Genomic DNA, 25,141 nt, shown 5'->3' on the forward strand with positions numbered 1-25,141 from the left:
AACTCTTCGGGATCAGCGCATCAGGCCGCTTGCGTCTGGTTCATCAGTTCCTGGAAGCCCGTGGCCTTTTCGGTCACTTTAGCTTTTTCCAGGATGGCTTCCACTGCTTGTTCTTCCAGAGCGACGTTACGCATATTGTTCATCAGCTCATTGTTTTTGCTGTAGAACTCAATAACTTCGGATGGATCTTCGTAAGCTGATGCCATTTCTTCGATCAGAACTTTAACGCGATTTTCGTCAGCTTTCAGTTCGTGAGTGCGGATAACTTCACCCAACAGCAGACCAACCACTACGCGACGTTTAGCCTGCTCTTCGAACAACTCACGAGGCAGTTCCAGCGCTTGCTTTTCATTGCCACCAAAACGCTGGGCCGCCTGGCGCTTCAGCACATCGATTTCGCTATCAATCAGTGCCGTTGGCACCTCGATATCGTTAGCACTGACCAGCCCCTCGATAACCTGGTTCTTCACCCGGTTACGCACCGCACCTTTCAGTTCTCGCTCCATGTTTTTACGCACTTCGCTACGTAAACCCGCGACAGAACCATCTTCCACGCCAAAAAGCTTGATGAATTCTTCAGTGAATTCCGGCAATTCGCGCTCTTCGACTTTCTTCAACACGATATCGAATTTCGCCGCTTTACCTTTCAGGTTTTCAGCGTGGTAATCTTCCGGGAAGTTTACGTCGATGGTAAAGGTTTCACCCGCTTTGTGGCCCACAATGCCATCTTCAAAGCCTGGGATCATTCGCCCCTGCCCCATAGCCAGAACGAAGTCAGCAGCTTTGCCACCCTCGAATTCTTCGCCGTCTACTGAACCACTGAAGTCGATGGTGACACGATCTTCCGCTTCTGCGGCACGATCGGACGCTTTCCAGGTGGCCTGTTGCTTACGCAGGGTATCCAGCATGGTGTCAACATCTGCGTCAGTCACGGAGACAATCGGTTTTTCAACCTCGATAGCGTCCAGACCTTTCAGCTCAACTTCCGGGTACACTTCAAATTCAACGGCGTAAGTAAAATCTTCACCGGTTTTGTATTCGCCTGGCACATAGTTAGGCGCGCCAGCCGGATTAATTTTCTCTTTAATGATGGCGTCAACAAAGTTGCGCTGCATCAGATCGCCCAGAACATCCTGACGAACAGAGGCACCGTAGCGCTGCGCTACGATATTCATTGGCACTTTCCCTTTGCGGAAACCGTCAATACGCACTTTTTTTGCTACGCTGACCAACTCGCTTTTCACCGCGTTTTCGATTACATCTTTAGCAACGGTAATCGTAACGCGACGGCCCAGACCCTGAGTTGTTTCTACTGAAGCTTGCATCTTATTACCTCAAAAAATCACGTGCTCGGTCAACTTCAGACCCTCCCCGCTCCGCAAGAAACAAGGTAGAGACTAAGAACCGGGACGGCATCTGATATCAGAACCGCGTTCCCTGTACCAGAAGCGTCCCGAAGACATTCCGGAAAAATAGACGCAGCATTATAGCGACAACCTCAGAGCGAGTCGAGGCTGGCGCCGCTCTCCTTTTGTTAACCCGGTTTCTTTTGTCTTTTGTGACCTAAACAGCGCAAGTTTCAGGATACCCCCCTGACGCCACGATCCCATTTCACGCCAGCGTACCGGCCCCCCGGCAATCAGGCGAGGCAGGAACCGTATTTTGCAGCCCTGCCCACTCTTCCCCGGTATAAGTATGCAAGGCCAGCGCATGGACGCTCCCCGCCAGTTCATCAGCCAGCTCACTATAAATAGCGCGATGCCGCATCAAAAAACGCTGGTTAAGAAAATGGTCGCTGACAATAACCACCTTAAAGTGGCTTTCCGCACCGGCGGGAACATGATGACGGTAACTTTCGTCATGAACTTCAAGATGAACGGGAGCAAACGCCGCTCTTAACTTTGCTTCGATCTTTTCGCGGATCATGCTTTCATTCCTCTATGACAGCGGGCTGCGCCCCATCTTTTCAATATTAACGAGTTTAAAAACGCAAGGCGATGAATTTACGCCTTCCCAGGGCTTCCTCTTGTTAAACGCTCACTATATGATGACCGCAGTGATATCTGCGCTAACTCCTTCATACTTCAAGCCGCAGATGTGTTGGCCGCATGATCGCCTCGTGGTCACTTAGCTGAATCAGCGTCGGAGATTTGTTCACGGACCGCCTTCCTCCCACGTGAATGAGTTGGGTATAAATATTTTGTCACCGAGAAAATAAGCATGCTAAAAAAATTAATTTTCCCTCTGCTGGCCGTGTTTATTCTGGCTGGCTGTGCAAGCAACAACAACACACTCACCATTGCACCAAAAATTCAGTTGCCGCAGCAGGATCCCAGCCTGATGGGCATCACCATCAGTATTAACGGCGCCGATCAGCGAAGTGATCAGGCGCTGGCCAAGGTTAACCGTGATGGCCAACTGGTTACGCTGGTCCCTTCCCGCGATTTGCGTTTCCTGCTGCAGGAAGTACTGGAGAAACAGATGAGCGCCCGTGGTTATATGATTGGGACCAATGGCGCGGTTGATTTGCAGGTCGTGCTCAACCATCTTTATGCTGATGTCACCCAGGGTAACGTGCGTTACAGCATTACCACTAAAGCGGATATCTCGATCATCGCCACCGCTAAAAATGGCAATAAACAAGTGAAAAACTATCGCCAGACTTACAGCATTGAAGGGGCGTTTTCCGCCACCAACGATAAAATCGCCACCGCCGTTAACTCCACGCTCAGCGACGTGATCTCCGATATGGCTCAGGACACCAGCATTCACGAGTTCATCAAGCAAAACGCCCGTTAACTTGGCTTTGCCCGCCGCCTCATCGTCGGCGGGCTGTGTTTTAAGGTTCGTATGCCCAGTCACTATCTGCAGATCTTTACCCAACGTAATGCCGCCTTACTTCTGATCCTCGGATTTGCCTCCGGGTTGCCTCTCGCGCTGACGTCCGGAACACTGCAAGCCTGGATGGCGGTGGAAAACGTTGATATCAAAACCATTGGTTTCTTCTCGTTGGTGGGACAGGCCTATGTGTTTAAATTCCTCTGGTCACCGCTGATGGATCGCTACACACCGCCGTTTTTAGGTCGCCGTCGCGGCTGGATGCTGTTAACGCAGACCCTGCTGGTCATCGGCATCGCGCTGATGGGGTTGATGGATCCTTCACGTAACCTGACACTGCTGGCGGCACTGGCTGTACTGGTCGCCTTTTGCTCCGCTTCACAGGATATTGTGTTTGATGCCTGGAAAACGGACGTTCTGCCAGCAACTGAACGCGGCAGCGGTGCGGCAATCAGCGTACTGGGATACCGCCTTGCTATGCTGGTCTCTGGTGGATTAGCGTTATGGCTGGCAGATCGTTATGTCGGCTGGCACGCTATCTGGTGGGTGATGGCCGCGATGATGATCCCGGGAATTATCGCCACACTCATGGCGAGCGAGTCGCAGGATGCCATCGTCCAGCCCAGGACCCTGGAAGAGGCTGTGATTGCTCCGTTACGTGACTTTTTTAACCGCAACAATGCCTGGTTGCTCCTTTCGCTTATCGTTCTTTATAAGCTGGGGGATGCTTTTGCACTCAGCCTGACCACCATCTTCCTGATCCGCGGCGTCGGCTTTGACGCAGGCGATGTCGGGCTGATTAATAAAACGCTTGGCCTCGCGGCGACGATTATTGGCGCTTTGTATGGTGGCATACTGATGCAACGCCTGAGCCTTTTCCGCGCGCTGATGATATTTGGTATTCTGCAGGCACTATCCAACCTGGCGTATTGGGGACTGGCGGTCACCGACAAACACCTTTACAGCATGGCCGCGGCGGTCTTTGTTGAAAACCTCTGCGGTGGCATGGGCACAGCGGCATTTGTCGCACTGCTGATGACACTGTGTAATAAATCCTTCTCGGCAACCCAGTTTGCGCTGCTGTCGGCGCTTTCCGCCGTTGGGCGGGTCTATGTCGGACCGGTAGCGGGTTGGTTTGTTGAAACCTGGGGATGGCCAACGTTCTACGCCTTTTCGGTGATAGCGGCATTACCTGGGTTAATATTACTGGCGGGATGTAAAACGACGCTGGATCGGGCACAAAACGGCGAAGATTTTACCGTACGTTGTCATTTTACCTCTGGCTACCGCTGGGCATTGAGATCACTGAAAACGGGTGCGGTATTAGTGGCGACAGGGCTAATATTGCTGGCGTTAAGGGGAACGGGTCTGCTGCTGGATACCGGGGGAATCATTAGATTTCTGATTCAAAGCGGGATGATTTTAGCCGTGATTGGCATCATCTGCGGCAGCCTGTTGGATTATCTCGCACTACGTAAAATGCCGCACTAAATCGTCAAAAAAATCTTGCCCAGTGTCTTTTGGGCCTTTTTTTTCACACAATATTTTAACAAATTAGTTCTTTTTAGTGATTAGAAAGCACGCATTCTCGCCTGAAACATTCTCCTTTTTTAACAATTCGTGCAGATTAACATTTCTCCATTCTCCATTATTTTTCACTGGACTCTATTCTTTACACTCTCTCACTAAAAAATATTAAAAACCGGTACGTTATTATTATCACATGATCCTTATTCCATAAATGATGCTGGGATGTTAAATGATTGAGTAATTAATTTACTGTTTATAGCAGTCTATTTTTTGAAATGTTTTTTTCATCGCCTTTCGTTATATTGCCGGCAAGTTATTGTCCGTATTCATATTTAGTCACCCTCCGCAACATCTCTGACAACATTTGCAAAAGGTGTCAATGGGGTGCTGACACAAGCTGTTGCTGGTTTACAGTAATGAAACGTTCCCGTAAAATGCCGCCACACTTAAACGACAATAGAGCCCTTGTCATTGAGGTCGTTAAATGAGACTCAGGAAATACAATAAAGGTATGGGGATTTTGTCATTAATTGCAGGCACGTTATTGTTAAGTGGCTGTGATAGTGCATTGTTAAATCCCAAAGGACAGATTGCACTGGAGCAACGTTCGTTGATACTGACAGCCTTCGGCTTGATGCTGATCGTCGTTATTCCGGCAGTCTTAATGGCTTTAGTGTTTGCCTGGAAATATCGGGCATCCAATACCAATGCCAAATACAGTCCAAACTGGTCACACTCTAATAAAGTGGAAGCCATAGTCTGGACTGTTCCCATCTTGATTATTCTCTTCCTTGGTATCTTGACGTGGAAATCAACCCACGCGCTGGAACCAAGCAAACCGTTAGCCTCCGATGTGAAGCCGATAGAGATTGAGGTGGTGGCACTGGACTGGAAATGGCTGTTTATCTATCCGGAACAAGGTATTGCTACCGTGAACCAGATAGCGTTCCCGGCTAACACGCCAGTCGCGTTCAAAATCACCTCAAACTCCGTTATGAACTCCTTCTTCATTCCTACCCTCGGTAGCCAGATTTACGCTATGGCGGGCATGCAAACCCAACTGCATCTGATTGCGAATGAACCTGGCACGTTTGACGGTATCTCTTCCAACTTCAGTGGTCGCGGCTTCTCCGGTATGAAGTTCAAAGCGATTGCTACTCCTGATACAGCAACATTTGATCAGTGGGTCGCAAAAGCGAAAGAATCATCCAATACGCTGATGACGATGGATGACTTCGAAAAACTGGCTGCGCCAAGCGAAAACCATCCGGTTGAGTTCTTCTCTGCAGTGAATCCTGAACTGTTCCAACAAGTTATTGGTAAGTTCAAGATGAACCACGGGAAAATGGACATGTCTGGACACGAAGGCATGAACATGAGCGAAGCCTCACACGCGGGAGCCGAGGAATAATACGATGTTGGGAAAATTAACCCTTGATGCAATTCCGTATCACGAACCGATTATCGTGATAACGGTTGCCGCCATCATTCTTGGTGGTTTGGCTGTTGTTGGAGCAATTACTTACTTCGGTAAGTGGCAATACTTGTGGTCAGAATGGCTGACATCCGTTGACCACAAAAGACTCGGTATCATGTACATTATCGTGGCTTTCGTCATGTTAGTGCGCGGCTTTGCCGATGCAATAATGATGCGTAGCCAACAGGTACTGGCTTCAGCCGGTGAGGCCGGGTATCTCCCCCCCCATCACTACGATCAGATCTTCACCGCCCACGGCGTGATAATGATCTTCTTCGTCGCCATGCCGTTTGTTATTGGTCTGATGAATATCGCCATTCCTCTGCAGATCGGCGCACGTGATGTGGCCTTCCCATTCCTCAACAACCTGAGCTTCTGGTTCACGGTAGTGGGTGTGGTGTTGGTAAACCTGTCACTGGGTGTGGGTGAATTTGCTCAGACTGGCTGGCTGGCCTATCCGCCACTCTCCGGCACGGAATACAGCCCGGGAGTCGGTGTCGACTACTGGATATGGAGTCTGCAGTTGTCAGGGATCGGGACGACATTAACCGGGATTAACTTCTTTGTTACTATCCTGAAAATGCGTGCTCCTGGCATGACCATGTTCAAAATGCCGGTTTTCACCTGGGCATCACTGTGTACTAACGTGTTGATTATCGCTTCCTTCCCGGTTCTGACCGTGACCGTCGCGTTATTGACCCTTGACCGTTATCTGGGCTTCCATTTCTTCACCAATGAAATGGGTGGCAACATGATGATGTATGTCAACCTGATCTGGATCTGGGGTCATCCGGAAGTTTATATCCTGGTTCTGCCCGTCTTCGGGGTGTTCTCCGAAGTGGTCGCCACCTTCTCGAAAAAGCGTCTGTTTGGTTACACCTCGCTGGTTTGGGCAACGGTTGTTATCACGGTTCTGTCCTTCATCGTGTGGCTGCATCACTTCTTCACCATGGGTGCCGGTGCTAACGTTAATGCCTTCTTCGGTATTATGACGATGATCATCGCCATTCCTACCGGGGTTAAAATCTTCAACTGGCTGTTCACCATGTACCAAGGCCGCATTCAGATGCACTCTGCCATGATGTGGACCGTAGGCTTCCTGGTTACCTTCTCTGTTGGGGGGATGACCGGTGTTCTGCTGGCGGTGCCTGGTGCCGACTTCGTTCTGCACAACAGTCTGTTCCTGATTGCCCACTTCCATAACGTCATTATCGGTGGTGTGGTGTTCGGTTGTTTTGCTGGTGTGACTTACTGGTTCCCGAAAGCATTCGGTTTCTGCCTGAATGAAAAATGGGGAATGCGCGCCTTCTGGTTCTGGATCATTGGTTTCTTCGTTGCCTTTATGCCGCTGTACGCACTGGGCTTCATGGGGATGACCCGTCGTCTGAGCCAGAACATTGATCCCAAGTTCCACCCACTGCTGGTCGTAGCAGCGTGTGGTGCGGCACTGATTGCCTGTGGCGTGATCTGCCAGGTCACTCAGTTCTGGGTCTCCGTACGTGACCGTGAAAAACTGCGCGATGTGACGGGCGATCCATGGGGCGGCCGTACTCTGGAGTGGTCAACCTCTTCACCCCCGCCATTCTACAACTTTGCTGAAGTCCCGGTTGTCCATGAGCGCGATGCGTTCTGGGAAATGAAAGAGAAAGGTGAAGCGTATAAACGACCTGCTCACTATGCTGAAATCCACATGCCGAAAAACAGTGGCGCTGGTGTGGTCATTGGTGCGTTCAGCCTGGTGTTTGGTTTCTCCGCTATCTGGCACATCTGGTGGCTGCTTGGTCTGTCGTTCCTCGGTATGATCTTAAGCTGGATCATCAAGAGCTTTGACGAAGACGTTGATTATTACGTTCCCGTTGCCGAGATCGAAAAAATCGAGAATCAGCACTTTGACGAAATTAGCAAAGCAGGTTTGAAAAATGTCAACTGAAACTCTGACTAAACCGCACGACGCCCATGCAGCGCATGGGCATCACGATGCAGGAGCCAATAAAGTCTTTGGCTTCTGGATCTACCTGATGAGCGACTGCATCATCTTCGCCACTCTGTTCGCAACCTTTGGGGTGATGGTCAACAACACCGCAGGTGGCCCGGCAGGTAAAGATATTTTCGAACTGCCGTATGTGCTGGTTGAAACCGCCCTGCTGCTGTTGAGCTCCATTACCTATGGTTTTGCGGTTATCAACATGAACAAAGGCAGCCAGGGGGCCGTTATCGGCTGGCTGGCGCTGACCTTCCTGTTCGGCGCGGGCTTTATCGGGATGGAAATCTATGAATTCCATCACCTGATTGGTGAAGGTTTCGGTCCGCAGCGCAGTGGCTTCCTCTCAGCATTCTTTACGCTGGTTGGAACGCACGGTCTGCACGTGACTTCAGGCCTGATTTGGATGGCGGTACTGATGTACCAGGTCGCCAAACGTGGCCTGACGGCAACTAACCGAACTCGCATCCTGTGTCTGAGCCTGTTCTGGCACTTCCTGGATGTGATATGGATTTGCGTATTCACCATTGTCTATCTGATGGGGGCCATGTAATGAGTCATTCAGTAAACGAACATGGTGCGTCACACGGTAGCGTGAAGTCTTACATGATCGGCTTTATTCTGTCGATCATTCTGACCGCGATACCTTTCTGGATGGTCATGGACGGCAGCGCTTCTAAAGCGACTATCCTGGGTGTGGTGCTGATCTGTGCGGTTGTGCAGGTGCTGGTGCATCTGGTGTACTTCCTGCATCTGAACACCTCTTCTGAAGAAAGGTGGAACCTGGTGGCAATTGTCTTTGCCGCAGTAATCATCTTGATAGTTGTTGTTGGCTCGCTATGGATCATGTGGAACCTCAACTACAACATGATGGCCAACTAAGAGCTGCCTGTGATGATTAAGCAATACCTGCAAGTAACGAAACCAGGAATTATTTTCGGAAATTTAATTTCTGTCATCGGGGGATTTCTACTGGCTTCTAAAGGCCACATTGACTATTCCCTGTTTCTCACCACCATAGTCGGTGTCTCGCTGGTGGTCGCATCCGGTTGTGTTTATAACAACTATATCGACCGTGACATCGACAAAAAAATGGAGAGGACCAGGAATCGGGTGTTGGTTAAAGGTCTCATCTCTCCGACAGCCTCTCTGGTTTATGCAACTGTTCTGGGTATTGCTGGCCTCGCGTTGCTGTATCTTGGAGCAAACCCGCTGGCCATGTGGCTGGCGGTAATGGGCTTTGTGGTTTATGTCGGCATTTACAGCCTGTACATGAAGCGCAACTCGGTTTATGGCACCCTGATTGGTAGCCTGTCCGGCGCAGCACCACCGGTCATTGGCTACTGTGCCGTAAGCAATGAGTTTGATGCTGGCGCGTTAATCCTGCTGGCGATCTTCAGCCTGTGGCAGATGCCGCATTCCTATGCGATTGCTATCTTCCGCTTCAAAGATTACCAGGCCGCGAATATCCCGGTCTTACCGGTGGTGAAAGGTATCTCGGTGGCGAAAAATCATATCACGCTGTATATCCTCGCGTTTATGATTGCCACCCTGATGCTGACGCTGGTGGGGTATGCTGGCTACAAGTATCTGGTGGTCGCAGCAGCCGTCAGCGTGTGGTGGCTGGGGATGGCGCTTTCAGGCTACAAGACGCAAAACGATCGCATCTGGGCTCGTAAGTTGTTCGTCTTTTCTATTGTTGCCATTACTGCGCTGAGCGTAATGATGTCGGTCGATTTCATGGCGCCGGCCTCAAAAGACCTGCTGACTTACGTTTGGTAAAGCAAACCCACTACAAGGGGCGTGAGGATACCTGAAATAATTGGCGCTGAATCATAGCGGCAAGTGAGTGAATCCCGATGAGCTAACTCAGGTAAGCGATTCGGGTAAGCGAATGCAGCCAATACTGAAACCGTGCCAGATATGAAAGGTATATCACGCCCTTTCTTTTTGTTACGACTACTTAATAAGAAGTGTTTTACCCCCCTCTCCCCTGCCCCTTAAAATATCTGCATCAAATAAACCGAGGTAGTAATGAACGATAACAAAATGACTCTGGTCGAACTGCGTGCGACATGGGGTTTAGGGACAGTCTTTTCCCTGCGTATGCTGGGGATGTTTATGGTCTTACCAGTCCTGACAACGTATGGCATGGCGTTACAGGGCGCAAGTGAATCATTAATAGGACTCGCCATTGGCATCTACGGTTTAACGCAGGCCGTATTCCAAATTCCCTTCGGCTTATTATCTGACCGTATCGGTCGTAAGCCATTAATCGTTGGTGGATTGCTGATTTTTGTGCTCGGCAGCGTGATTGCCGCCTGTACCACCTCAATCTGGGGGGTTATTCTCGGACGCGCCTTACAGGGCTCCGGTGCCATTGCTGCCGCAGTGATGGCGCTGTTGTCTGACCTGACCCGTGAACAGAACCGTACCAAAGCCATGGCCTTTATCGGCATCAGCTTTGGTATCACCTTTGCGATTGCCATGGTGCTTGGCCCTGTCATCACGCATGCACTGGGTCTGCATGCGCTCTTCTGGATGATTGCCGTCCTCGCCGCCAGTGGCATCCTGATAACCCTGCTGGTGGTGCCTTCTGCCTCAAACCATGTTCTTAATCGTGAATCAGGCATGGTAAAAGGCAGTATCAAACGGGTATTGGCTAACAGCCGCCTGGTGAAACTTAATTTCGGCATTATGTGTCTGCATATTCTGCTAATGTCGAGCTTTGTCGCGCTGCCCGGCGAATTTGAAAATGCCGGTTTTCCAGCGTCACAGCACTGGAAAATCTATCTGGTCACCATGTTGATTGCCTTCTGCGGCGTGATCCCGTTTATCATTTATGCCGAAGTTAAGCGCCAGATGAAACGGGTATTCGTTTGCTGTGTGGCTCTCCTCCTGATTGCTGAAATTATATTGGGAGGCGCGGGCCATCATTTCTGGACACTGGTGATTGGCGTACAGTTGTTTTTTATCGGCTTCAATCTGATGGAGGCGATCCTGCCGTCACTGGTCAGTAAAGAATCGCCGCCGGGTTACAAAGGCACGGCGATGGGACTGTATTCCACCAGCCAGTTTATGGGTGTGGCCATCGGCGGCAGTCTGGGGGGCTGGGTATTTGGTCATTTCCATGCACAAACTGTCTTCCTGGTCGGTGCGGTCATTGCCGTCGTCTGGCTGCTGGTCAGTTTCACCATGCAGGAACCGCCTTACGTCAGCAGCTTGCGTATTATGCTGCAAGATAATGATGCAGATAAAAAACGACTGGAACAGCGCCTTAAAGCCCATCCGGGCGTAGCGTCCGTCCTGATCGTACCGGAAGAAAAAAGCGTCTATGTGAAGATCGACAGCAAGGTGACCAACCGGGAAGCGCTGGAAGCACTGGTCAACACCCATGCCTGATCGTCGCCGCTGACCACAGGTCAACGTGGTCAGCGCGGGTTAAAGCCCGTAACGGCGGGCGAAAAATTTCGCCCGCCGTCCACTAGTCACGGAAGTTTTTGAACTGGAACGGTTGTTCCAAATTACCACCACGCACCAGTGCCATCGCACTTTGCAGATCATCACGAGATTTGCCGGTTACCCGTACCGCCTCCCCCTGGATCTGGGTCTGTACTTTCAGCTTGCTGTCCTTAATGAGCTTAACCAACTTTTTCGCCACATCGGTGGGAATGCCTTTTTTTAGTTTAGCATCCACCGCCCAGGTCTTACCGCTGTGTTCGATCTCTTCCGGGACATCCAGCGCTCCCCCTTCAATACCGCGTTTCAGCAGCTTCTCGCGCAGGATATCCACCAGTTGCTTAACCTGGAAATCAGACTCGCTCAGCACCTTTATGGATTCGTTTTTCTCATTCAGCTCATAGCTGGCGGTAACATTGCGAAAATCGAAACGAGTAGAGAGCTCACGATTGGCATTCTCAACGGCATTTCTTACTTCCTGCATGTCAATTTCTGAAACGATATCGAAAGATGGCATGATCTATTCTCCTGATTCTAAAGTGACAGGCATAATACCCACTTAACTGGCTTAAAAAAACCACCAGCGTGAACGCTATACTAAGAAAGTCTCCGCCGGCATGGATGCGGTTTTTTACCGGCAATGTCTGGACTGCTCGGCGGCCTTAAACAACCCGTACGCGGGGAGGATCAATGAAGATTACCGTATTGGGATGTGGTGCTTTAGGGCAGATTTGGCTGGCTGCTCTTGACGCACAGGGACATGAGGTTCAGGGCTGGTTGCGCGTACCTCAGCCGTACTGCTCAGTTAATGTGATTAGTCTGGACGGCACAGCAATCAACAAAACGTGGATTGCTAACGACCCGGCATTTTTAGCTGACAGCGATCTGCTGCTGGTGACGCTGAAAGCCTGGCAGGTTTCCGAAGCAGTGAAAAATCTGCAAATGATATTGCCTGCCGACTGCCCCATTCTTTTGCTGCATAACGGCATGGGCACGCTGGATGAACTACGCGCGATCCAGCAGCCATTATTGCGCGGTATTACCACACATGCAGCTAAACGCGATGGCACGGTTATCGTGCATGTTGCCGCCGGGATAACGCATATCGGCCCCACCTCTCAAGCTGCCGGACCGTTAAGCAACCTGGCGGAAATGTTACACCAGGCTCTGCCGGATGTGGCCTGGCACAATAATGTCGCCTCTGCTGCGTGGCAAAAACTGGCCGTTAACTGCGTGATCAATCCGCTAACCGTGCAGTATGACTGTCCTAACGGCGATCTGCTTCAGCATCAGGCAGAAGTCTCTGCTTTGTGTGACGAAGTGGCGATGGTGATGGACCGCGAAGGCCAGCATACTTCACGCGAAGCATTACTGGATTACGTGATGAATGTGATCCACGTTACGGCTGACAACACCTCTTCCATGTTGCAAGATATTCGTGCCGGAAAACACACGGAGATCGACTACATTACCGGTTATGTCATTCGTCGCGCACGGGCCCAGGGGCTGTCCACGCCGGAAAACAATCGACTTTATGAAATGATTAAGCGTAAGGAACAAGATTATGAGCGCGAACGAATCGGTACTGGTTTGCCTGGCGCCTGGTAGTGAGGAAACCGAAGCCGTTACCACTATCGACCTGCTGGTGCGCGGCGGCCTGACGGTCACCACAGCCAGCGTAACCGATGACGGCAGTACAGAAATCCGTTGCTCAAGAGGAGTCCGTCTGCTGGCCGATGTCCCACTGGTCGAGGTGGCTGATAACGATTTCGCTGCCATCGTTTTGCCTGGTGGCCTGAAAGGCGCGGAAGCTTTTCGTGATAGCCCTCTACTGATCGAAACTGTTCGCCAGTTTCATCTTGCGGGGCGGATTGTCGCCGCGATTTGTGCCGCGGCGGGGACGGTGCTGGTACCGCATGATCTGTTCCCGGTCGGCAATATGACAGGGTTTCCCGCACTGAAAGCGACCATTCCTGCTGAAAAGTGGGTAGATAAACGTGTTGTGTGGGATCCGCGAGTGAAGCTACTGACCAGCCAGGGACCAGGAACCGCTATCGACTTTGCGCTGAAACTGATAGACCTGTTGGTCGGTAAAGATAAAGCACATGAAGTGGCGTCACAACTGGTCGTGGCAGCCGGTATTTTTGATTACCGCGAGTGGGTGGAATAAGCGCAGGGGTCATCGCCATACGCTAAAAATAACTGGGGCGAATGACGTCGCCCCCCGCAGGTTATGGCCGGTAGATTTTCACATTGGTGAAACCCTGTTCGCGCAGATACAACGCCTGTAAGCGACTCATCACCCCCCGCTCGCAGTACAACAGCCAGGTTTTACTCTGATCAAGAGTAGAAAATTGCGAGCTGAGTTTATAGAACGGCAGGCCTTTAACCTCCACGCCTTCCAGCGTCAGCGGATGATCATCCTGTTCTTCTGGTGAACGAATATCCAGTACGACATCGTTGTCGCTGAAGGAAACCACGGTTTCCACTTCCACCCCTTCCTGCCGGGTGTCTTCAGCAATCTGGCGAATATCGACATTGGTCGCTTCTTCCACCACTTTGTCGAGGATGGCGAAATCAAAGTTTTGCTCTTCCGCTTCGATTTTTGCCTTCACCGCTTTCACCGTCGGGCTTTTTGAGATAACCCCACAGTATTCCGGCATGGTACGGGCAAAATCTTCGGTGCCGATATGACGCGCCATCTGCATAATGTGCTCTTTGTCATGCGAGATAAGCGGACGCAGAACCAGCGTATCAGACACATTATCAATCAACCGCAGATTGGTCAGCGTCTGACTGGAAACCTGCCCCAGCGCTTCACCCGTGACAATCGCCTGCACACCATAACGCTCAGCGATTCTCGACGCCGCACGCACCATCATGCGCTTGAGCACCACGCCCATCTGACCGTCTTCCACTTTTTCAAGGATCTCACCGACCACTGGCTCAAAGTTAATCGCCACGAAACGCACCTTGTGCGAGCGGCCAAAACGGTTCCATAGATAGTGAGCGACCTGACGCACACCAATTTCATGTGCCGCACCGCCAAGATTAAAGAAACAGTAATGCACACGGCAACCACGGCGGATCAACATATAGCTGGAGACGCCAGAATCGAAACCACCGGAAATCAACGACAGCACATCTTCCTGCGTACCGATCGGAAAACCGCCAATGCCGGCATAGCGACCGGTGACCAGCAGCAATCGATCATCTTCAACCTCCAAGTTAACCGTCACCTCCGGGTGATTCAGTTGCACCTTCGCACTGGCAACATGCTGATTCAACCCACCACCGACATAACGCTCAACGTCCTGAGAACTAAAATCATGTTTGCCGCGACGTTTCACGCGAACACAGAAGGTTTTCCCCTCAATTTTTTCGCGGTTCAGCTCCAGGGCCTGCTCAAAGATATTGTGCATGTCGGTATACGGACGATCTTCCACTGCCAGTACATGATGAATACCCGGAATACGCGACAGTTCATCGACTATCGTCTCGCGCTGACTTTCATTTTTAGAACGCACTTCAATATGATCCCAATGACGTACAACCGCCAGTGAGTCATCATACTGTTTCAGTACGTTACGAATGTTGGTCGTCAGGATTTTAATAAAACGCAGACGAACAGATTGGCTTTTGATGGTAATTTCGGGGAATAGCTTAATGATAAACTTCATGGCAGCATGGATTCATTGGGCAATTAAGTGCTGTAATATCGGCACTTAGAGGGTAAAATCATGATAATTAGTGGGTCGCATTTTCCGCATTATCACCTAAAATAACTGGAACTATAAATAAAGCGGCAACTGCATGTATCCCTGGCGCTTACTCAGGTAAGTTAACCGGGGTGAATGGCACTCAGCCACACGGCTTCAAATATGCAGGGTGCATTCAGGGGCTGGATTGTAGCACACCTGTCTGGCGACTGCTTCTTCATCTGTCACCGACATCATTATTTTGCGAATCATTTTGAGTCGGCTACCATATCTGACTTCATGGTGAAAAAACTGAGCTAATAGCCACTATGCCGAAAAAAGCCGAACAACCTGCCAGCTTTGAAACCTCTCTGGAACAGCTGGAGCAGATTGTCTCTCGCCTTGAAAGCGGGGACTTGCCACTGGAAGAAGCACTCAACGAGTTTGAACGCGGCGTTCAACTGGCCCGCGTGGGACAGCAAAAATTGCAACAAGCGGAACAACGCGTGCAGATCCTGCTCAGCGATGATAAAGATGCCGAATTGAAGCCTTTCTCGCCGGAAAACAACTGATGGATTTTAGCGCCCTCCTGACCGCGTATCACACGCGTGTTAATCAGGCATTACAACACTTTATCGCACCACTACCCTTTCAGAGTTCTCCTCTGGTCAACGCGATGGAATATGGCGCATTATTAGGTGGTAAGCGACTGCGTCCGTTCCTGGTCTATGCCACCGGAGAAATGCTGCACGCTGACAGCGCCGCACTGGATGCGCCCGCTGCAGCGGTCGAATGCATTCACGCTTATTCGCTTATCCACGATGATTTACCTGCCATGGATGACGACAGCCTGCGCCGCGGCCAGCCAACCTGCCATATTAAATTTGGTGAAGATACCGCCATTTTAGCCGGTGACGCGCTGCAAACGCTGGCTTTCACTATTTTGGCCGATACGCCGATGCCTGGCGTATCCGCTGAGGATCGTATCGCGATGATTTCTGAACTGGCCCAGGCCAGCGGTGCTGCCGGGATGTGTGGTGGCCAGGCGCTGGATCTGGCGGCAGAAGGCCAGCAAGTCAACCTGTCGATGTTGGAACAGATCCATCGTCATAAAACCGGGGCGCTCATCCGTGCCTCAGTTCGCCTGGGGGCATTGGCGGCCGCAGAACGGGGGCATGCCGCCATGCCTGCGCTGGACCGCTATGCTAACGCGATTGGTCTGGCGTTCCAGGTACAGGACGACATACTCGATGTAGTGGGTGATACCGCTGTTATCGGAAAGCGGCAGGGAGCCGATCAGGCGCTGGGAAAAAGTACCTATCCCGCCCTGTTAGGACTTGAACGTGCACGCGCTAAAGCCTGGGATCTCTATCAGGAATCGCTCAGCGCACTGGATACGCTTGCCGCGCAATCATTTAACACCACATCATTACAAGCGCTGGCAAGTTATATAATTGAACGCAATAAATAACGTCCACAATGAGTCTCTGATGAGTTTTGATACCGCAAAATATCCGACACTGGCATTGGCCGCGTCAGTACAAGAACTACGTTCACTGCCCAAAGAGAGCCTGCCAAAACTCTGTGACGAGCTGCGCCAGTATTTACTCGACAGTGTCAGCCGCTCCAGCGGCCATTTTGCCTCCGGACTGGGCGTGGTGGAACTGACCGTTGCGCTGCATTATGTTTACAACACGCCATTCGACTACCTGGTGTGGGACGTAGGCCATCAGGCCTATCCGCATAAAATCCTGACCGGCCGCCGCGATCGCATCGGCACCATCCGGCAGAAAAATGGCCTGCATCCTTTCCCCTGGCGCGATGAAAGCGAGTTCGACGTGCTCAACGTCGGGCACTCGTCCACCTCGATCAGCGCGGGTCTCGGTATGGCGGTTGCCGCCGAGAAAGAAGACAAAGGGCGCCGTATCGCCTGCGTGATTGGCGATGGTGCCATCACGGCCGGAATGGCGTTCGAAGCGATGAACCATGCCGGCGATATCAAACCGGATATGCTGGTGGTATTGAACGACAACGAAATGTCGATTTCAGAAAACGTCGGTGCGCTAAACAATCGCCTGGCGCAGATTCTTTCCGGTAAAACCTACTCGCGTTTGCGTGAAAGCGGCAAAAAAGTGCTGACCAGCCTGCCCCCGATTAAAGAACTGGTGAAGCGCACGGAAGAACACCTGAAAGGTATGGTCGTACCCGGTACACTGTTTGAAGAGTTGGGCTGGAACTATATCGGGCCTGTCGACGGCCATGATGTGCTGTCGCTGGTGCATACGCTGAAAAATATGCGTGAGCTGAAAGGCCCACAGTTTCTACATATCATGACCAAAAAGGGCAAAGGCTACGCCCCGGCAGAAAAAGACCCGATTAGCTGGCACGCAGTGCCTAAGTTCGATCCGGCCAGCGGCCTGCTGCCCAAAGCGGCCGAAGGGCTGCCGAGCTATTCCAAAATTTTTGGTCAGTGGTTGAGCGAAACCGCCGCTGATGACAACAAGCTGATGGCGGTAACACCAGCGATGCGTGAAGGTTCCGGCATGGTCAGCTTCTCTCGCGAGTATCCGGATCAGTATTTCGATGTGGCGATAGCGGAACAGCACGCGGTAACCTTTGCGGCCGGTCTGGCGATTGGCGGTTATAAGCCGGTGGTCGCCATCTACTCGACATTCCTGCAACGTGCTTACGACCAGTTAATCCATGATGTGGCAATCCAGAAGCTACCGGTGCTGTTCGCCATTGACCGCGGCGGTATCGTCGGCGCTGACGGACAAACCCACCAGGGCGCGTTTGATCTCTCCTTTCTGCGTTGCATCCCTAACATGGTTATCATGACGCCAAGCGATGAGAACGAGTGCCGCCAGATGCTGTATACCGGCTATCACTACTCACAAGGCCCAAGCGCCGTACGTTATCCCCGTGGTTCCGGCACCGGCGCGGAACTGAAACCGCTTGCCGCGCTTCCCTTGGGTAAAGGGGTGATAAAGCGACAAGGCGAAAAACTGGCGATCCTCAACTTTGGCACGTTGCTGCCGGAAGCGTTTTCGGTCGCTGAATCCCTGAATGCCACGCTGGTGGATATGCGCTTTGTCAAACCGCTGGATGAGGCGTTGATCTTTGAGCTGGCCGCCAGCCATCAAGCGTTGATCACCCTGGAAGAAGGCGCGATCAAAGGCGGTGCCGGGAGTGGCGTAATTGAACGACTCATGGCGAAGCGTCTGCTGGTACCCGTACTGAATATCGGTCTGCCGGACGAATTCATTCCACAAGGCACTCAGGAGGAAATCCGCCATGACTATCAACTGGATGCCGAAGGGATTGAGCAGCAAATAAGCCACTGGCTGGCGCAATAATTCCGCACAAAGCTCCCCATTCGGGGAGCCTCTCACCTGCTATGCTGCTTTAATCGGTTGCAATGCCGTTAACCGCTAAGCTGACCGGAGAGCACATGAAAACCATTCAGGGACTACCACACCCCCATTGAGGAAACGCTGGAAGCGCTGGATGACGTGGTAAAATCCGGTAAGGCTTCCGCTACCTTGGCGCCTCGTCAATGTACGCCTGGCAATTTGCCAGGGCACTGTACACGGCTGATCGTCATGGCTGGACGCATTTTGTCAGCATGCAGGATCAGTACAATCTGATCCTGCGCGAAGAAGAACGTGAAATGCACCCATTGTGTCAGGCGGCAAACATTGCGGCCCTGCCGTGGAGCCCGCTGGAGCGTGGTCGCCTGACCCGTCCATGGGGTGAATCGCCCCCGCTCCGCCACGGATAAATTTGGCGCCACACTGTACGACAAAACGGAGGAGGATGATCGGGTGATTGCCGAACGCCTGGCGATGATAGCCGAAAACAGAGGTGTCAGCCGCGCGCAAATCGCGTTAGCGTGGATGCTGAGGAAACCCGCCGTCACCGCGCCGATTATCGGGGCTTCCCGAGCTGAACAACTGGCGGATCTGATCAACACGGTGGATGTGGAACTGACCCAGGAAGAGATGACCGACCTGGAAAGCGCCTATCAACCCCACCCTGTGGTGGGCTTCGAATAATCCACGCAAGATAAAAAAGACGCGACTTAAACGACTGAAAAAACAGGCTTTGCAGCTGCAGATTCCGCCAAGCCTGCTAAGATGCTTTCAGCGGTTAATGGAGCGGGCCATCCGTGCATAAGTATGCCGCACGCCACGAATAGCAATACTGTAGGCCTGAATATTCTCCGGCAAGGCCATCCCGCTATAACCGGTATCACCAATATGATGCAGATCGGCACCGGCCATTTTACACATCAACGCAATTTGCCTGATCGTTGAGACATCGCATCCCTCTTGTGAGGTGCCGATTGCCGTCATCGCCATTTTCCCACCCTGATGGATACGGCTGATTAAGTGTTCCGCATACTCCTGAGTGATGCCCGGCACCGTCCCCGGCGCCGGGATCAGTACAATATCCGCGCCATGGGCGATAAAATCATCAATATCGGCAACGCTGATAATTTTCTCTCCTGCAGCAGGCAGGATCCCAGCCGCATGCATTTTCCCGGCGATAATCACCAGCCGGTTCCCCACCGCCGCGTGGATTGTTTTGATACTGCTACAGATGGCTTGATTACTGACGCCGTTTCCGGGATTACCGGTCAGCACAATAAATTTCGCCCCCATATCCGCCAGCTTCAATGCATTTTCAGCCGTCGCCAGGCGTCCCCGCTTCATGGCCCAGAATTCGCTATGTCCGGCATCAAAGGCTGGATCAACAGCTTCAAGATTGACACCGATAACCCGACCGGTTAACCGTTGCAGCTCACGCAGTGACTCCTGCGGGGGCGTTCCTTGCGGCAAGCCCGCAATCCCCGGATTCTCTGCGTCAAAGACATTGAGCAACAACAGGTCAGCGCCCTGACTGGCCGCCAACTCTGCATTGGTGATAGTAACCAATAATGGCTGTATAGCGGCAATGGTTTCACTGACCACAATTCGCCCTTCACTCTGGCGCAATGAATCCAGCAGATCCTGACGTTGAATGTCAGCCAGCTCAGATGCACAACAATCAAGATAACGCTTGAACATACCCCCTCCTTATCGGTAAAAGGAAGCAGTATAAGTCAGAAGAATCTCAACTGACAGTGGAAGCTCCAGTGTCTGCTCGTCGGGAACGCACAGCATAGCGCTTAGCGCGCCAGATACAGACCCGCGTAGTACAGCACCCCCGCCGAGAAAATCCCGGCCACGATATCGTCGACCATAATGCCCATCCCGCCATGAACATTACGATCAAACCAGCGGATCGGCCATGGTTTCCACATATCCAGAATACGGAACACCACAAAACCCGCCAACACCCATTGCCAGTTATTCACCGGGATCGCCATCAGTGTAATCCACATGCCGATAAACTCGTCCCAGACGATACTGCCATGGTCATGTACTCCCATGTCTTTTGCGGTACGATGGCAAAGATAAACACCGATACAGATACCAAACATCACCAGCAACGAATAGATATCCTTCGGTAGCCAGGTCATCAGCCACCAGAATGGAATAGAAGCAATCGACCCCATCGTGCCCGGCACATATGGACTTAAGCCGCTACCAAATCCCGTCGCCAACAGGTGCCACGGGTTGCTCATTTTCAGGCGACTTTTCGCCACATCTTTACCGCTGGCCAAAATGCTCAAACCCCTTCCAGATGGATTCCACTGGTTTGCCGTCCAGTAGCAACACCAGACCTTCGGACTGCGGGGCTATTTGCCCAATACAGGTGAACGGTACGTTGTAATGCCCCAGCGCCATATCCAGCGCGCCACGATTGATTTCTGGCACGGTAAAACACAGTTCGTAATCTTCTCCGCCGCTCAGCGCCCAACCTAAGGCCTGCTCTGGCGCAAAATGTTGCCTGAGCGCCACCGAAAGCGGTAGTGCATCCAGGTTCAGACGCGCGCCACAATCACTGGCTTGCAGAATATGGCGCAGATCAGAGATCAATCCATCAGAGAGATCGATAGCCGCACTGGCGAGAGAGCGCAGTGCCTGCCCCTGTAGAATACGTGGCACCGGACGCAGATGACGCTTGATCAGTGCCTCATGCGCCGCAGGATCGTTAACCTGCATCCGGTGCTGTAATAATGCCAGACCGGCAGCACTGTCACCCAGCGTACCGGTCACGTAAATCCAGTCTCCGGGACGTGCACCTGAACGCTTCAGCGCTTTGCCCTGCGGTACCAGACCATGAATACCCAACGTCATGCTCAGCGGCCCACGCGTGGTATCACCGCCGATCAATTGCATATTGTAGTAATCGAGCAGCTCGAACAAGCTACGGCTAAAATCTTTCAGCCAGGCTTCGTTCACCGAGGGCAACGTCAACGCCAGCGTCAACCATGCCGGATCTGCGCCCATGGCAGCCAGGTCGCTGAGATTAACGGCCAGCGCCTTGTAGCCAAGATCAGCTGGATGAATATCACGCAGGAAGTGTACGCCTTCAACCAGCGTATCAGTACTGATCGCCAGGGTTTGTTTTTCCGGCAGAGTCAGTAGTGCGCAGTCGTCACCGATGCCCTTTTCCACATCGCGACGAGAGCTTGTCACACGGTCAAAATAACGCGTGATAAGTTCGAATTCGCCACAGGCCATACATGTGTTCCGCATCTGAAAATAAAGAAGGCCGGATGATTCCGACCTGGGAGGATTACTTTTTATTGGGGCGGATATGTGGCGCGGCTTTGTCCAGTACACCGTTGACGAACTTGTGACTGTCTTCAGCACCAAACACTTTGGCCAGCTCAATCCCCTCATTGATTGCCACTTTATAGGGAACATCGGCACGCTTGCTCAGCTCATACAACGAGATGCGCAGAACCGCCTTCTCTACCTGACCCAGTTCTTCCAACTGGCGAGACAGATAAGGCTTCATCAAACCGTCGAGGTACGCGCTGTTGGTGGCAACGCCGCTCAGCAGCTCGCGGAAATAGCCGATATCAACGTCTTTAACGTCTTGCTCCGCCAGAAACTGATATTCGACATCAGCGATATCGTTATGAGATAACTGCCAGGAGTAAAGCGCCTGGACGGCACATTCACGGGCGCGGCGACGAGCAGCAGGTTTCACAAAATTCCCCTTAAAGATCAGGCTTTGATGGCTTTCAATACATTAATCATTTCAAGTGCGGTCAGGGCAGCTTCCGCGCCCTTGTTACCCGCTTTAGTCCCAGCGCGTTCAATGGCCTGCTCGATGTTTTCCGTGGTCAGGACCCCAAAAGCAACCGGGATATCACTGTTCATGGCGACACTGGCCAGACCCGAGCTGGCTTCACCCGCCACATATTCGAAGTGGGCAGTGCCACCACGAATGACGGTTCCCAACGCAACCACCGCATCATGCTTACCGGCTTTCGCCAGCGCGCGAGCGGCGATGGGCATTTCATAGGCACCCGGCACCCAAACTACGGTGATGTTTTCATCTTTCACCTGACCGATACGTTTTAATGCATCAAGGGCGCCGCTCAGCAGGCTGTCGTTGATAAAATTGTTGAAACGCGCAATAACAATCGCCACGCGCGCATCAGGGGTAGCAACAGCAGCTTCAATAACGTTCATAATTTTCCTTTCTGGGTTCCGTTGTTATGGCCCCGCAGGGGGGCGGATTCTATCACACTCTTGAAGGGGCTGCTTCCGGAGATTTACTCCATTACGGCCAGGCTACGTCATTAATGCCAAACGCAGTCAAACATCAGGGGTCAGGATAAGACGCAAATCTGGCCCAACCTGTCGAATATCGCTGAATTTCATCATCGGCGCTTCAGAAAGTTGTGCTAAACCAGGTAAATGGCACAAACCGCGCGCTGTATCGCCAAGCAGTTTGGGTGCCAGATAAATGATCAATTCATCGACTCCCCCCGCGCTCAACAGTGCGCCAGCCAGTCTGGCTCCGGCCTCAACCCATACACTGTTAATCTCGCGCTGTCCCAACAGCAACAGCAACGAGACCAAATCCACCTGCTCGTCGCGCAGAGGAACGGTAAGCTGCTCCACATTCTCCGGCCACGCCAGCGTATCGGTCTGCCCTCGCGCCAACCAGGTCTGCCCGGGCTGTGCAATCAGGCGGTGCTGCGGCGTAACGCGATGATGGCTGTCGATCACCACCCGCACCGGCTGACGTAATTCTTGTGACCCATAAAGGGTCTGAGTCTCGCGGTCCAGTTCATCCCAGCGCACCGTCAACGACGGATTATCGGCCAACACGGTGGCGCTGCTGGTCAGGATAGCCGAACTTTGCGCCCGCAGTCGCTGAACATCACGACGCGCTTCAGGCGAGGTAATCCACTGGCTTTCACCGCTGGCCAGCGCCGTGCGTCCGTCCAGCGAGGCGCCCATTTTGAGTTGTACCCACGGAAAACCGGTGCGCATACGCTTGAAGAAACCACGATTCAGCGCTTCCGCTTCCGGCATCATCACCCCATGACTGACGGCTATCCCCGCTTGCTGGAGGCGGTATAAACCCCGCCCTGCCACATGTGGATTCGGATCCTGCATTGCCACGACCACCCGGCTAACGCCCGCGGCAATTAAGGCATCACAACATGGCGGAGTCCGACCGTGATGGCTACAGGGCTCCAGCGTCACATAGACAGTGGCACCAAGGGCTTTATCACCCGCCATACGTAATGCATGGACTTCAGCATGCGGTTCACCAGCACGGAGATGATACCCTTCGCCAACCACCTTATCATCACGGACAATAACACAACCGACATTGGGGTTCGGGGTGGTAGTGAAACGCCCACGACGGGCCAGTTCAAGAGCCCGCGCCATGTAGATTTCATCTGTCATACTTCAGTCCTGTAAGCGTGCTATCTCTTCACCGAATTCACGGATATCTTCAAAACTACGGTAAACCGAAGCAAAACGGATATAAGCCACTTTATCCAGCTTTTTCAGCTCATCCATCACCAGATTGCCGATCATTTTACTGGGTACCTCACGCTCGCCAGTGGAGCGAAGCTGGCTCTTGATATGGCTGATAGCGGTCTCGACATCATCCGAATTCACCGGACGCTTCTCCAGTGCCTTCAACATGCCGCTGCACAGCTTATCTTCATTAAACGGTTCACGAATATCGTTACTTTTCACGACGCGCGGCATCACCAGCTCAGCCACTTCAAAAGTGGTGAAACGTTCATGACAAACCAGACACTGACGACGACGACGTACCGAGGTCCCTTCCCCCACCAGACGGGAATCAATCACTTTGGTATCCACAGCGGAACAGAACGGGCAATGCATGGTGCTTCCTGATAATTCTGGAGATTTAACCACAGTGTAGCGCGAAGTAGACGCTAACAAAATAACGCACGGTCCATTTCCTTCTGTTGCAGAAGGGTCCATCCACCGACACTTTCAGACAGACAACGGCAGAACCGGAGGGTCTTTCCCGCTATAATAACTCCGCTATACAGTGTAACATTTTATCTTACAAAGGATTAACCAGAGGATATATGGGACTGTTTAATATCGTCAGCGAGGCAGGTGATAAATTATGGGGTTCTGTTACTGCCTCCGCTGAGAAAAAAATCGTTTTATTGCTGGCGACACTGCTGCTGGCGGGTTGTGCAACCCCCAGGCAACAGTCTGAACTGGATAAGTTGCATAATCAGGTTGGCCAACTTAATAACGAGATGCGCCAGTTAACGCAACAGGCCTCGGCACTAACGCAACAAACGAGACTCAACCGCCATTCCACGCAAGGTGCCTGGCTGGTGCCTGCCGCCAACACCCCCGTAGAGCTGAAAAGCCAGGCCGGTGATGTTCGGCTGTCACTAAGCCAGGTACAAGCGGATGCCAACGGAACACTAGCCCTCCTGCATATCCATGCGGTTGGGGAGAACAGCCTGCCCGCCTTTACAGCCCAAATTACCTGGGGAGAAATGGCTCCTGGCACTGACCAACCGTTACAATCCGACCGCCAGCAGCAAACTATCCATGTGTCAAATGGGTTGCTGCCACGACGCGACGCGACGGTGCCGCTGCGACTGAGCAACATTATGCCGGATCAATTAGGTTACGTCCGGGTTCATGGCCTGCTACTCACCGATAATACCCAGCGTATCAACCTCCCATAAAAAAGGCCGCATTAGCGGCCTTTTCCTGTTCAGCATTCATC

The 25,141-nt window shown here is 52.1% G+C and carries 25 protein-coding genes and 1 pseudogene; 15 read left to right on the forward strand and 11 right to left on the reverse strand.

Annotated features, from left to right (window positions below; all coding sequences use genetic code 11):
- Window positions 1–20: 20 nt before the first annotated feature.
- Complete coding sequence (tig, locus tag EH228_RS12005) at window positions 21–1,325, reverse strand: trigger factor (protein ID WP_152321890.1); 1,305 nt, start codon at window positions 1,323–1,325, stop codon at window positions 21–23.
- A 286-nt stretch (window positions 1,326–1,611) separates the two neighbouring features.
- Entirely contained in the window at window positions 1,612–1,926 is a 315-nt protein-coding gene (bolA, locus tag EH228_RS12010) for a transcriptional regulator BolA (protein WP_152321891.1), read from the reverse strand.
- A gap of 294 nt (window positions 1,927–2,220) precedes the next feature.
- Here bolA and EH228_RS12015 point away from each other — a divergent pair, with 294 nt between their 5' ends.
- From EH228_RS12015 to EH228_RS12050, 8 genes are all read left to right on the forward strand, one after another.
- Window positions 2,221–2,799, forward strand: coding sequence for a lipoprotein (locus EH228_RS12015; RefSeq protein WP_152321892.1), 579 nt, complete (start codon window positions 2,221–2,223; stop codon window positions 2,797–2,799).
- 51 nt (window positions 2,800–2,850) lie between these two features.
- Window positions 2,851–4,329, forward strand: a complete 1,479-nt coding sequence (gene ampG, locus EH228_RS12020) for a muropeptide MFS transporter AmpG (RefSeq protein ID WP_152321893.1) — start codon at window positions 2,851–2,853, stop codon at window positions 4,327–4,329.
- A 523-nt stretch (window positions 4,330–4,852) separates the two neighbouring features.
- On the forward strand, window positions 4,853–5,779 hold the full coding sequence (gene cyoA, locus EH228_RS12025; protein ID WP_152321894.1) for a cytochrome o ubiquinol oxidase subunit II: 927 nt from the start codon (window positions 4,853–4,855) through the stop codon (window positions 5,777–5,779).
- A gap of 4 nt (window positions 5,780–5,783) precedes the next feature.
- Window positions 5,784–7,775: a cytochrome o ubiquinol oxidase subunit I gene (cyoB, locus tag EH228_RS12030; RefSeq protein WP_152321895.1), complete on the forward strand. Its 1,992-nt coding sequence runs from the start codon at window positions 5,784–5,786 to the stop codon at window positions 7,773–7,775.
- Window positions 7,765–8,379: a cytochrome o ubiquinol oxidase subunit III gene (locus EH228_RS12035; protein WP_152321896.1), complete on the forward strand. Its 615-nt coding sequence runs from the start codon at window positions 7,765–7,767 to the stop codon at window positions 8,377–8,379. Before cyoB ends, EH228_RS12035 begins: the two co-directional genes overlap by 11 nt.
- Window positions 8,379–8,708, forward strand: a complete 330-nt coding sequence (locus tag EH228_RS12040; protein ID WP_152321897.1) for a cytochrome o ubiquinol oxidase subunit IV — start codon at window positions 8,379–8,381, stop codon at window positions 8,706–8,708. The genes EH228_RS12035 and EH228_RS12040 overlap by 1 nt, the downstream gene beginning before the upstream one ends.
- A gap of 12 nt (window positions 8,709–8,720) precedes the next feature.
- On the forward strand, window positions 8,721–9,608 hold the full coding sequence (gene cyoE / locus EH228_RS12045) for a heme o synthase (protein WP_152321898.1): 888 nt from the start codon (window positions 8,721–8,723) through the stop codon (window positions 9,606–9,608).
- Window positions 9,609–9,860: 252 nt separating this feature from the next.
- Window positions 9,861–11,228 (forward strand): MFS transporter, encoded by a 1,368-nt coding sequence (locus EH228_RS12050; RefSeq protein WP_152321899.1) that lies wholly within the window; start codon window positions 9,861–9,863, stop codon window positions 11,226–11,228.
- 82 nt (window positions 11,229–11,310) lie between these two features.
- On the opposite strand, the gene EH228_RS12055 is transcribed toward EH228_RS12050, so the two are convergent.
- Window positions 11,311–11,802, reverse strand: coding sequence for a YajQ family cyclic di-GMP-binding protein (locus EH228_RS12055; RefSeq protein WP_152321900.1), 492 nt, complete (start codon window positions 11,800–11,802; stop codon window positions 11,311–11,313).
- A 173-nt stretch (window positions 11,803–11,975) separates the two neighbouring features.
- Here EH228_RS12055 and panE point away from each other — a divergent pair, with 173 nt between their 5' ends.
- Together panE and yajL are read left to right on the forward strand one after the other, a co-directional pair.
- On the forward strand, window positions 11,976–12,893 hold the full coding sequence (gene panE / locus EH228_RS12060) for a 2-dehydropantoate 2-reductase (RefSeq protein WP_152321901.1): 918 nt from the start codon (window positions 11,976–11,978) through the stop codon (window positions 12,891–12,893).
- A complete protein-coding gene (gene yajL / locus EH228_RS12065) occupies window positions 12,850–13,455 on the forward strand; it encodes a protein deglycase YajL (RefSeq protein ID WP_152321902.1) in 606 nt (201 codons plus the stop codon). Before panE ends, yajL begins: the two co-directional genes overlap by 44 nt.
- A 61-nt stretch (window positions 13,456–13,516) precedes the next feature.
- Here the strand turns inward: yajL and thiI are convergent, their stop codons facing one another.
- Window positions 13,517–14,965, reverse strand: a complete 1,449-nt coding sequence (gene thiI, locus EH228_RS12070) for a tRNA uracil 4-sulfurtransferase ThiI (RefSeq protein WP_152321903.1) — start codon at window positions 14,963–14,965, stop codon at window positions 13,517–13,519.
- A 347-nt stretch (window positions 14,966–15,312) separates the two neighbouring features.
- Between thiI and xseB the strand changes: the two genes are divergently transcribed.
- The 4 genes and pseudogenes from xseB to EH228_RS12090 all read left to right on the forward strand — a co-directional run.
- Entirely contained in the window at window positions 15,313–15,555 is a 243-nt protein-coding gene (xseB, locus tag EH228_RS12075) for an exodeoxyribonuclease VII small subunit (RefSeq protein WP_152321904.1), read from the forward strand.
- Entirely contained in the window at window positions 15,555–16,454 is a 900-nt protein-coding gene (ispA, locus tag EH228_RS12080) for a (2E,6E)-farnesyl diphosphate synthase (protein ID WP_152321905.1), read from the forward strand. Before xseB ends, ispA begins: the two co-directional genes overlap by 1 nt.
- Before the next feature lie 19 nt (window positions 16,455–16,473).
- Entirely contained in the window at window positions 16,474–18,339 is a 1,866-nt protein-coding gene (gene dxs / locus EH228_RS12085; RefSeq protein ID WP_152321906.1) for a 1-deoxy-D-xylulose-5-phosphate synthase, read from the forward strand.
- Window positions 18,340–18,450: 111 nt separating this feature from the next.
- Window positions 18,451–19,038: pseudogene (locus EH228_RS12090) on the forward strand (aldo/keto reductase); the annotation flags it as partial.
- 87 nt (window positions 19,039–19,125) lie between these two features.
- On the opposite strand, the gene EH228_RS12095 reads toward EH228_RS12090, so the two are convergent.
- The 7 genes from EH228_RS12095 to nrdR all read right to left on the reverse strand — a co-directional run bounded on the left by EH228_RS12095 (window position 19,126) and on the right by nrdR (window position 24,264).
- Window positions 19,126–20,052, reverse strand: coding sequence for a DUF7916 family protein (locus EH228_RS12095; RefSeq protein WP_152321907.1), 927 nt, complete (start codon window positions 20,050–20,052; stop codon window positions 19,126–19,128).
- Between the two features lie 101 nt (window positions 20,053–20,153).
- Window positions 20,154–20,660: a phosphatidylglycerophosphatase A gene (gene pgpA / locus EH228_RS12100; RefSeq protein ID WP_152321908.1), complete on the reverse strand. Its 507-nt coding sequence runs from the start codon at window positions 20,658–20,660 to the stop codon at window positions 20,154–20,156.
- The gene (thiL, locus tag EH228_RS12105) at window positions 20,638–21,615 is read right to left on the reverse strand and encodes a thiamine-phosphate kinase (RefSeq protein WP_152321909.1); all 978 of its coding nucleotides are present in this window, start codon (window positions 21,613–21,615) and stop codon (window positions 20,638–20,640) included. The genes pgpA and thiL overlap by 23 nt, the downstream gene beginning before the upstream one ends.
- A gap of 55 nt (window positions 21,616–21,670) precedes the next feature.
- On the reverse strand, window positions 21,671–22,090 hold the full coding sequence (nusB, locus tag EH228_RS12110) for a transcription antitermination factor NusB (RefSeq protein ID WP_152321910.1): 420 nt from the start codon (window positions 22,088–22,090) through the stop codon (window positions 21,671–21,673).
- A gap of 17 nt (window positions 22,091–22,107) precedes the next feature.
- The gene (gene ribH / locus EH228_RS12115) at window positions 22,108–22,578 is read right to left on the reverse strand and encodes a 6,7-dimethyl-8-ribityllumazine synthase (RefSeq protein WP_152321911.1); all 471 of its coding nucleotides are present in this window, start codon (window positions 22,576–22,578) and stop codon (window positions 22,108–22,110) included.
- 126 nt (window positions 22,579–22,704) lie between these two features.
- The gene (gene ribD, locus EH228_RS12120; protein WP_152321912.1) at window positions 22,705–23,811 is read right to left on the reverse strand and encodes a bifunctional diaminohydroxyphosphoribosylaminopyrimidine deaminase/5-amino-6-(5-phosphoribosylamino)uracil reductase RibD; all 1,107 of its coding nucleotides are present in this window, start codon (window positions 23,809–23,811) and stop codon (window positions 22,705–22,707) included.
- A 3-nt stretch (window positions 23,812–23,814) separates the two neighbouring features.
- Window positions 23,815–24,264, reverse strand: coding sequence for a transcriptional regulator NrdR (nrdR, locus tag EH228_RS12125; RefSeq protein ID WP_152321913.1), 450 nt, complete (start codon window positions 24,262–24,264; stop codon window positions 23,815–23,817).
- Window positions 24,265–24,476: 212 nt separating this feature from the next.
- On the opposite strand from nrdR, the gene EH228_RS12130 reads away from it, so the two are divergent.
- Complete coding sequence (locus tag EH228_RS12130) at window positions 24,477–25,100, forward strand: SadB/YajI family lipoprotein (RefSeq protein WP_152321914.1); 624 nt, start codon at window positions 24,477–24,479, stop codon at window positions 25,098–25,100.
- Window positions 25,101–25,141 lie beyond the last annotated feature (41 nt).

The sequence above is a fragment of the Erwinia endophytica genome, assembly GCF_009295515.1.
Lineage (GTDB): Bacteria > Pseudomonadota > Gammaproteobacteria > Enterobacterales > Enterobacteriaceae > Erwinia > Erwinia endophytica.

Coding starts and splice junctions, on each gene's coding strand:
- tig (WP_152321890.1), bottom strand. CDS start 1,325: ATGCAAGCTTCAGTAGAAACAACTCAGGGTCTGGGCCGTCGCGTTACG.
- bolA (WP_152321891.1), bottom strand. CDS start 1,926: ATGATCCGCGAAAAGATCGAAGCAAAGTTAAGAGCGGCGTTTGCTCCC.
- EH228_RS12015 (WP_152321892.1), top strand. CDS start 2,221: ATGCTAAAAAAATTAATTTTCCCTCTGCTGGCCGTGTTTATTCTGGCT.
- ampG (WP_152321893.1), top strand. CDS start 2,851: ATGCCCAGTCACTATCTGCAGATCTTTACCCAACGTAATGCCGCCTTA.
- cyoA (WP_152321894.1), top strand. CDS start 4,853: ATGAGACTCAGGAAATACAATAAAGGTATGGGGATTTTGTCATTAATT.
- cyoB (WP_152321895.1), top strand. CDS start 5,784: ATGTTGGGAAAATTAACCCTTGATGCAATTCCGTATCACGAACCGATT.
- EH228_RS12035 (WP_152321896.1), top strand. CDS start 7,765: ATGTCAACTGAAACTCTGACTAAACCGCACGACGCCCATGCAGCGCAT.
- EH228_RS12040 (WP_152321897.1), top strand. CDS start 8,379: ATGAGTCATTCAGTAAACGAACATGGTGCGTCACACGGTAGCGTGAAG.
- cyoE (WP_152321898.1), top strand. CDS start 8,721: ATGATTAAGCAATACCTGCAAGTAACGAAACCAGGAATTATTTTCGGA.
- EH228_RS12050 (WP_152321899.1), top strand. CDS start 9,861: ATGAACGATAACAAAATGACTCTGGTCGAACTGCGTGCGACATGGGGT.
- EH228_RS12055 (WP_152321900.1), bottom strand. CDS start 11,802: ATGCCATCTTTCGATATCGTTTCAGAAATTGACATGCAGGAAGTAAGA.
- panE (WP_152321901.1), top strand. CDS start 11,976: ATGAAGATTACCGTATTGGGATGTGGTGCTTTAGGGCAGATTTGGCTG.
- yajL (WP_152321902.1), top strand. CDS start 12,850: ATGAGCGCGAACGAATCGGTACTGGTTTGCCTGGCGCCTGGTAGTGAG.
- thiI (WP_152321903.1), bottom strand. CDS start 14,965: ATGAAGTTTATCATTAAGCTATTCCCCGAAATTACCATCAAAAGCCAA.
- xseB (WP_152321904.1), top strand. CDS start 15,313: ATGCCGAAAAAAGCCGAACAACCTGCCAGCTTTGAAACCTCTCTGGAA.
- ispA (WP_152321905.1), top strand. CDS start 15,555: ATGGATTTTAGCGCCCTCCTGACCGCGTATCACACGCGTGTTAATCAG.
- dxs (WP_152321906.1), top strand. CDS start 16,474: ATGAGTTTTGATACCGCAAAATATCCGACACTGGCATTGGCCGCGTCA.
- EH228_RS12095 (WP_152321907.1), bottom strand. CDS start 20,052: ATGTTCAAGCGTTATCTTGATTGTTGTGCATCTGAGCTGGCTGACATT.
- thiL (WP_152321909.1), bottom strand. CDS start 21,615: ATGGCCTGTGGCGAATTCGAACTTATCACGCGTTATTTTGACCGTGTG.
- ribH (WP_152321911.1), bottom strand. CDS start 22,578: ATGAACGTTATTGAAGCTGCTGTTGCTACCCCTGATGCGCGCGTGGCG.
- ribD (WP_152321912.1), bottom strand. CDS start 23,811: ATGACAGATGAAATCTACATGGCGCGGGCTCTTGAACTGGCCCGTCGT.
- nrdR (WP_152321913.1), bottom strand. CDS start 24,264: ATGCATTGCCCGTTCTGTTCCGCTGTGGATACCAAAGTGATTGATTCC.
- EH228_RS12130 (WP_152321914.1), top strand. CDS start 24,477: ATGGGACTGTTTAATATCGTCAGCGAGGCAGGTGATAAATTATGGGGT.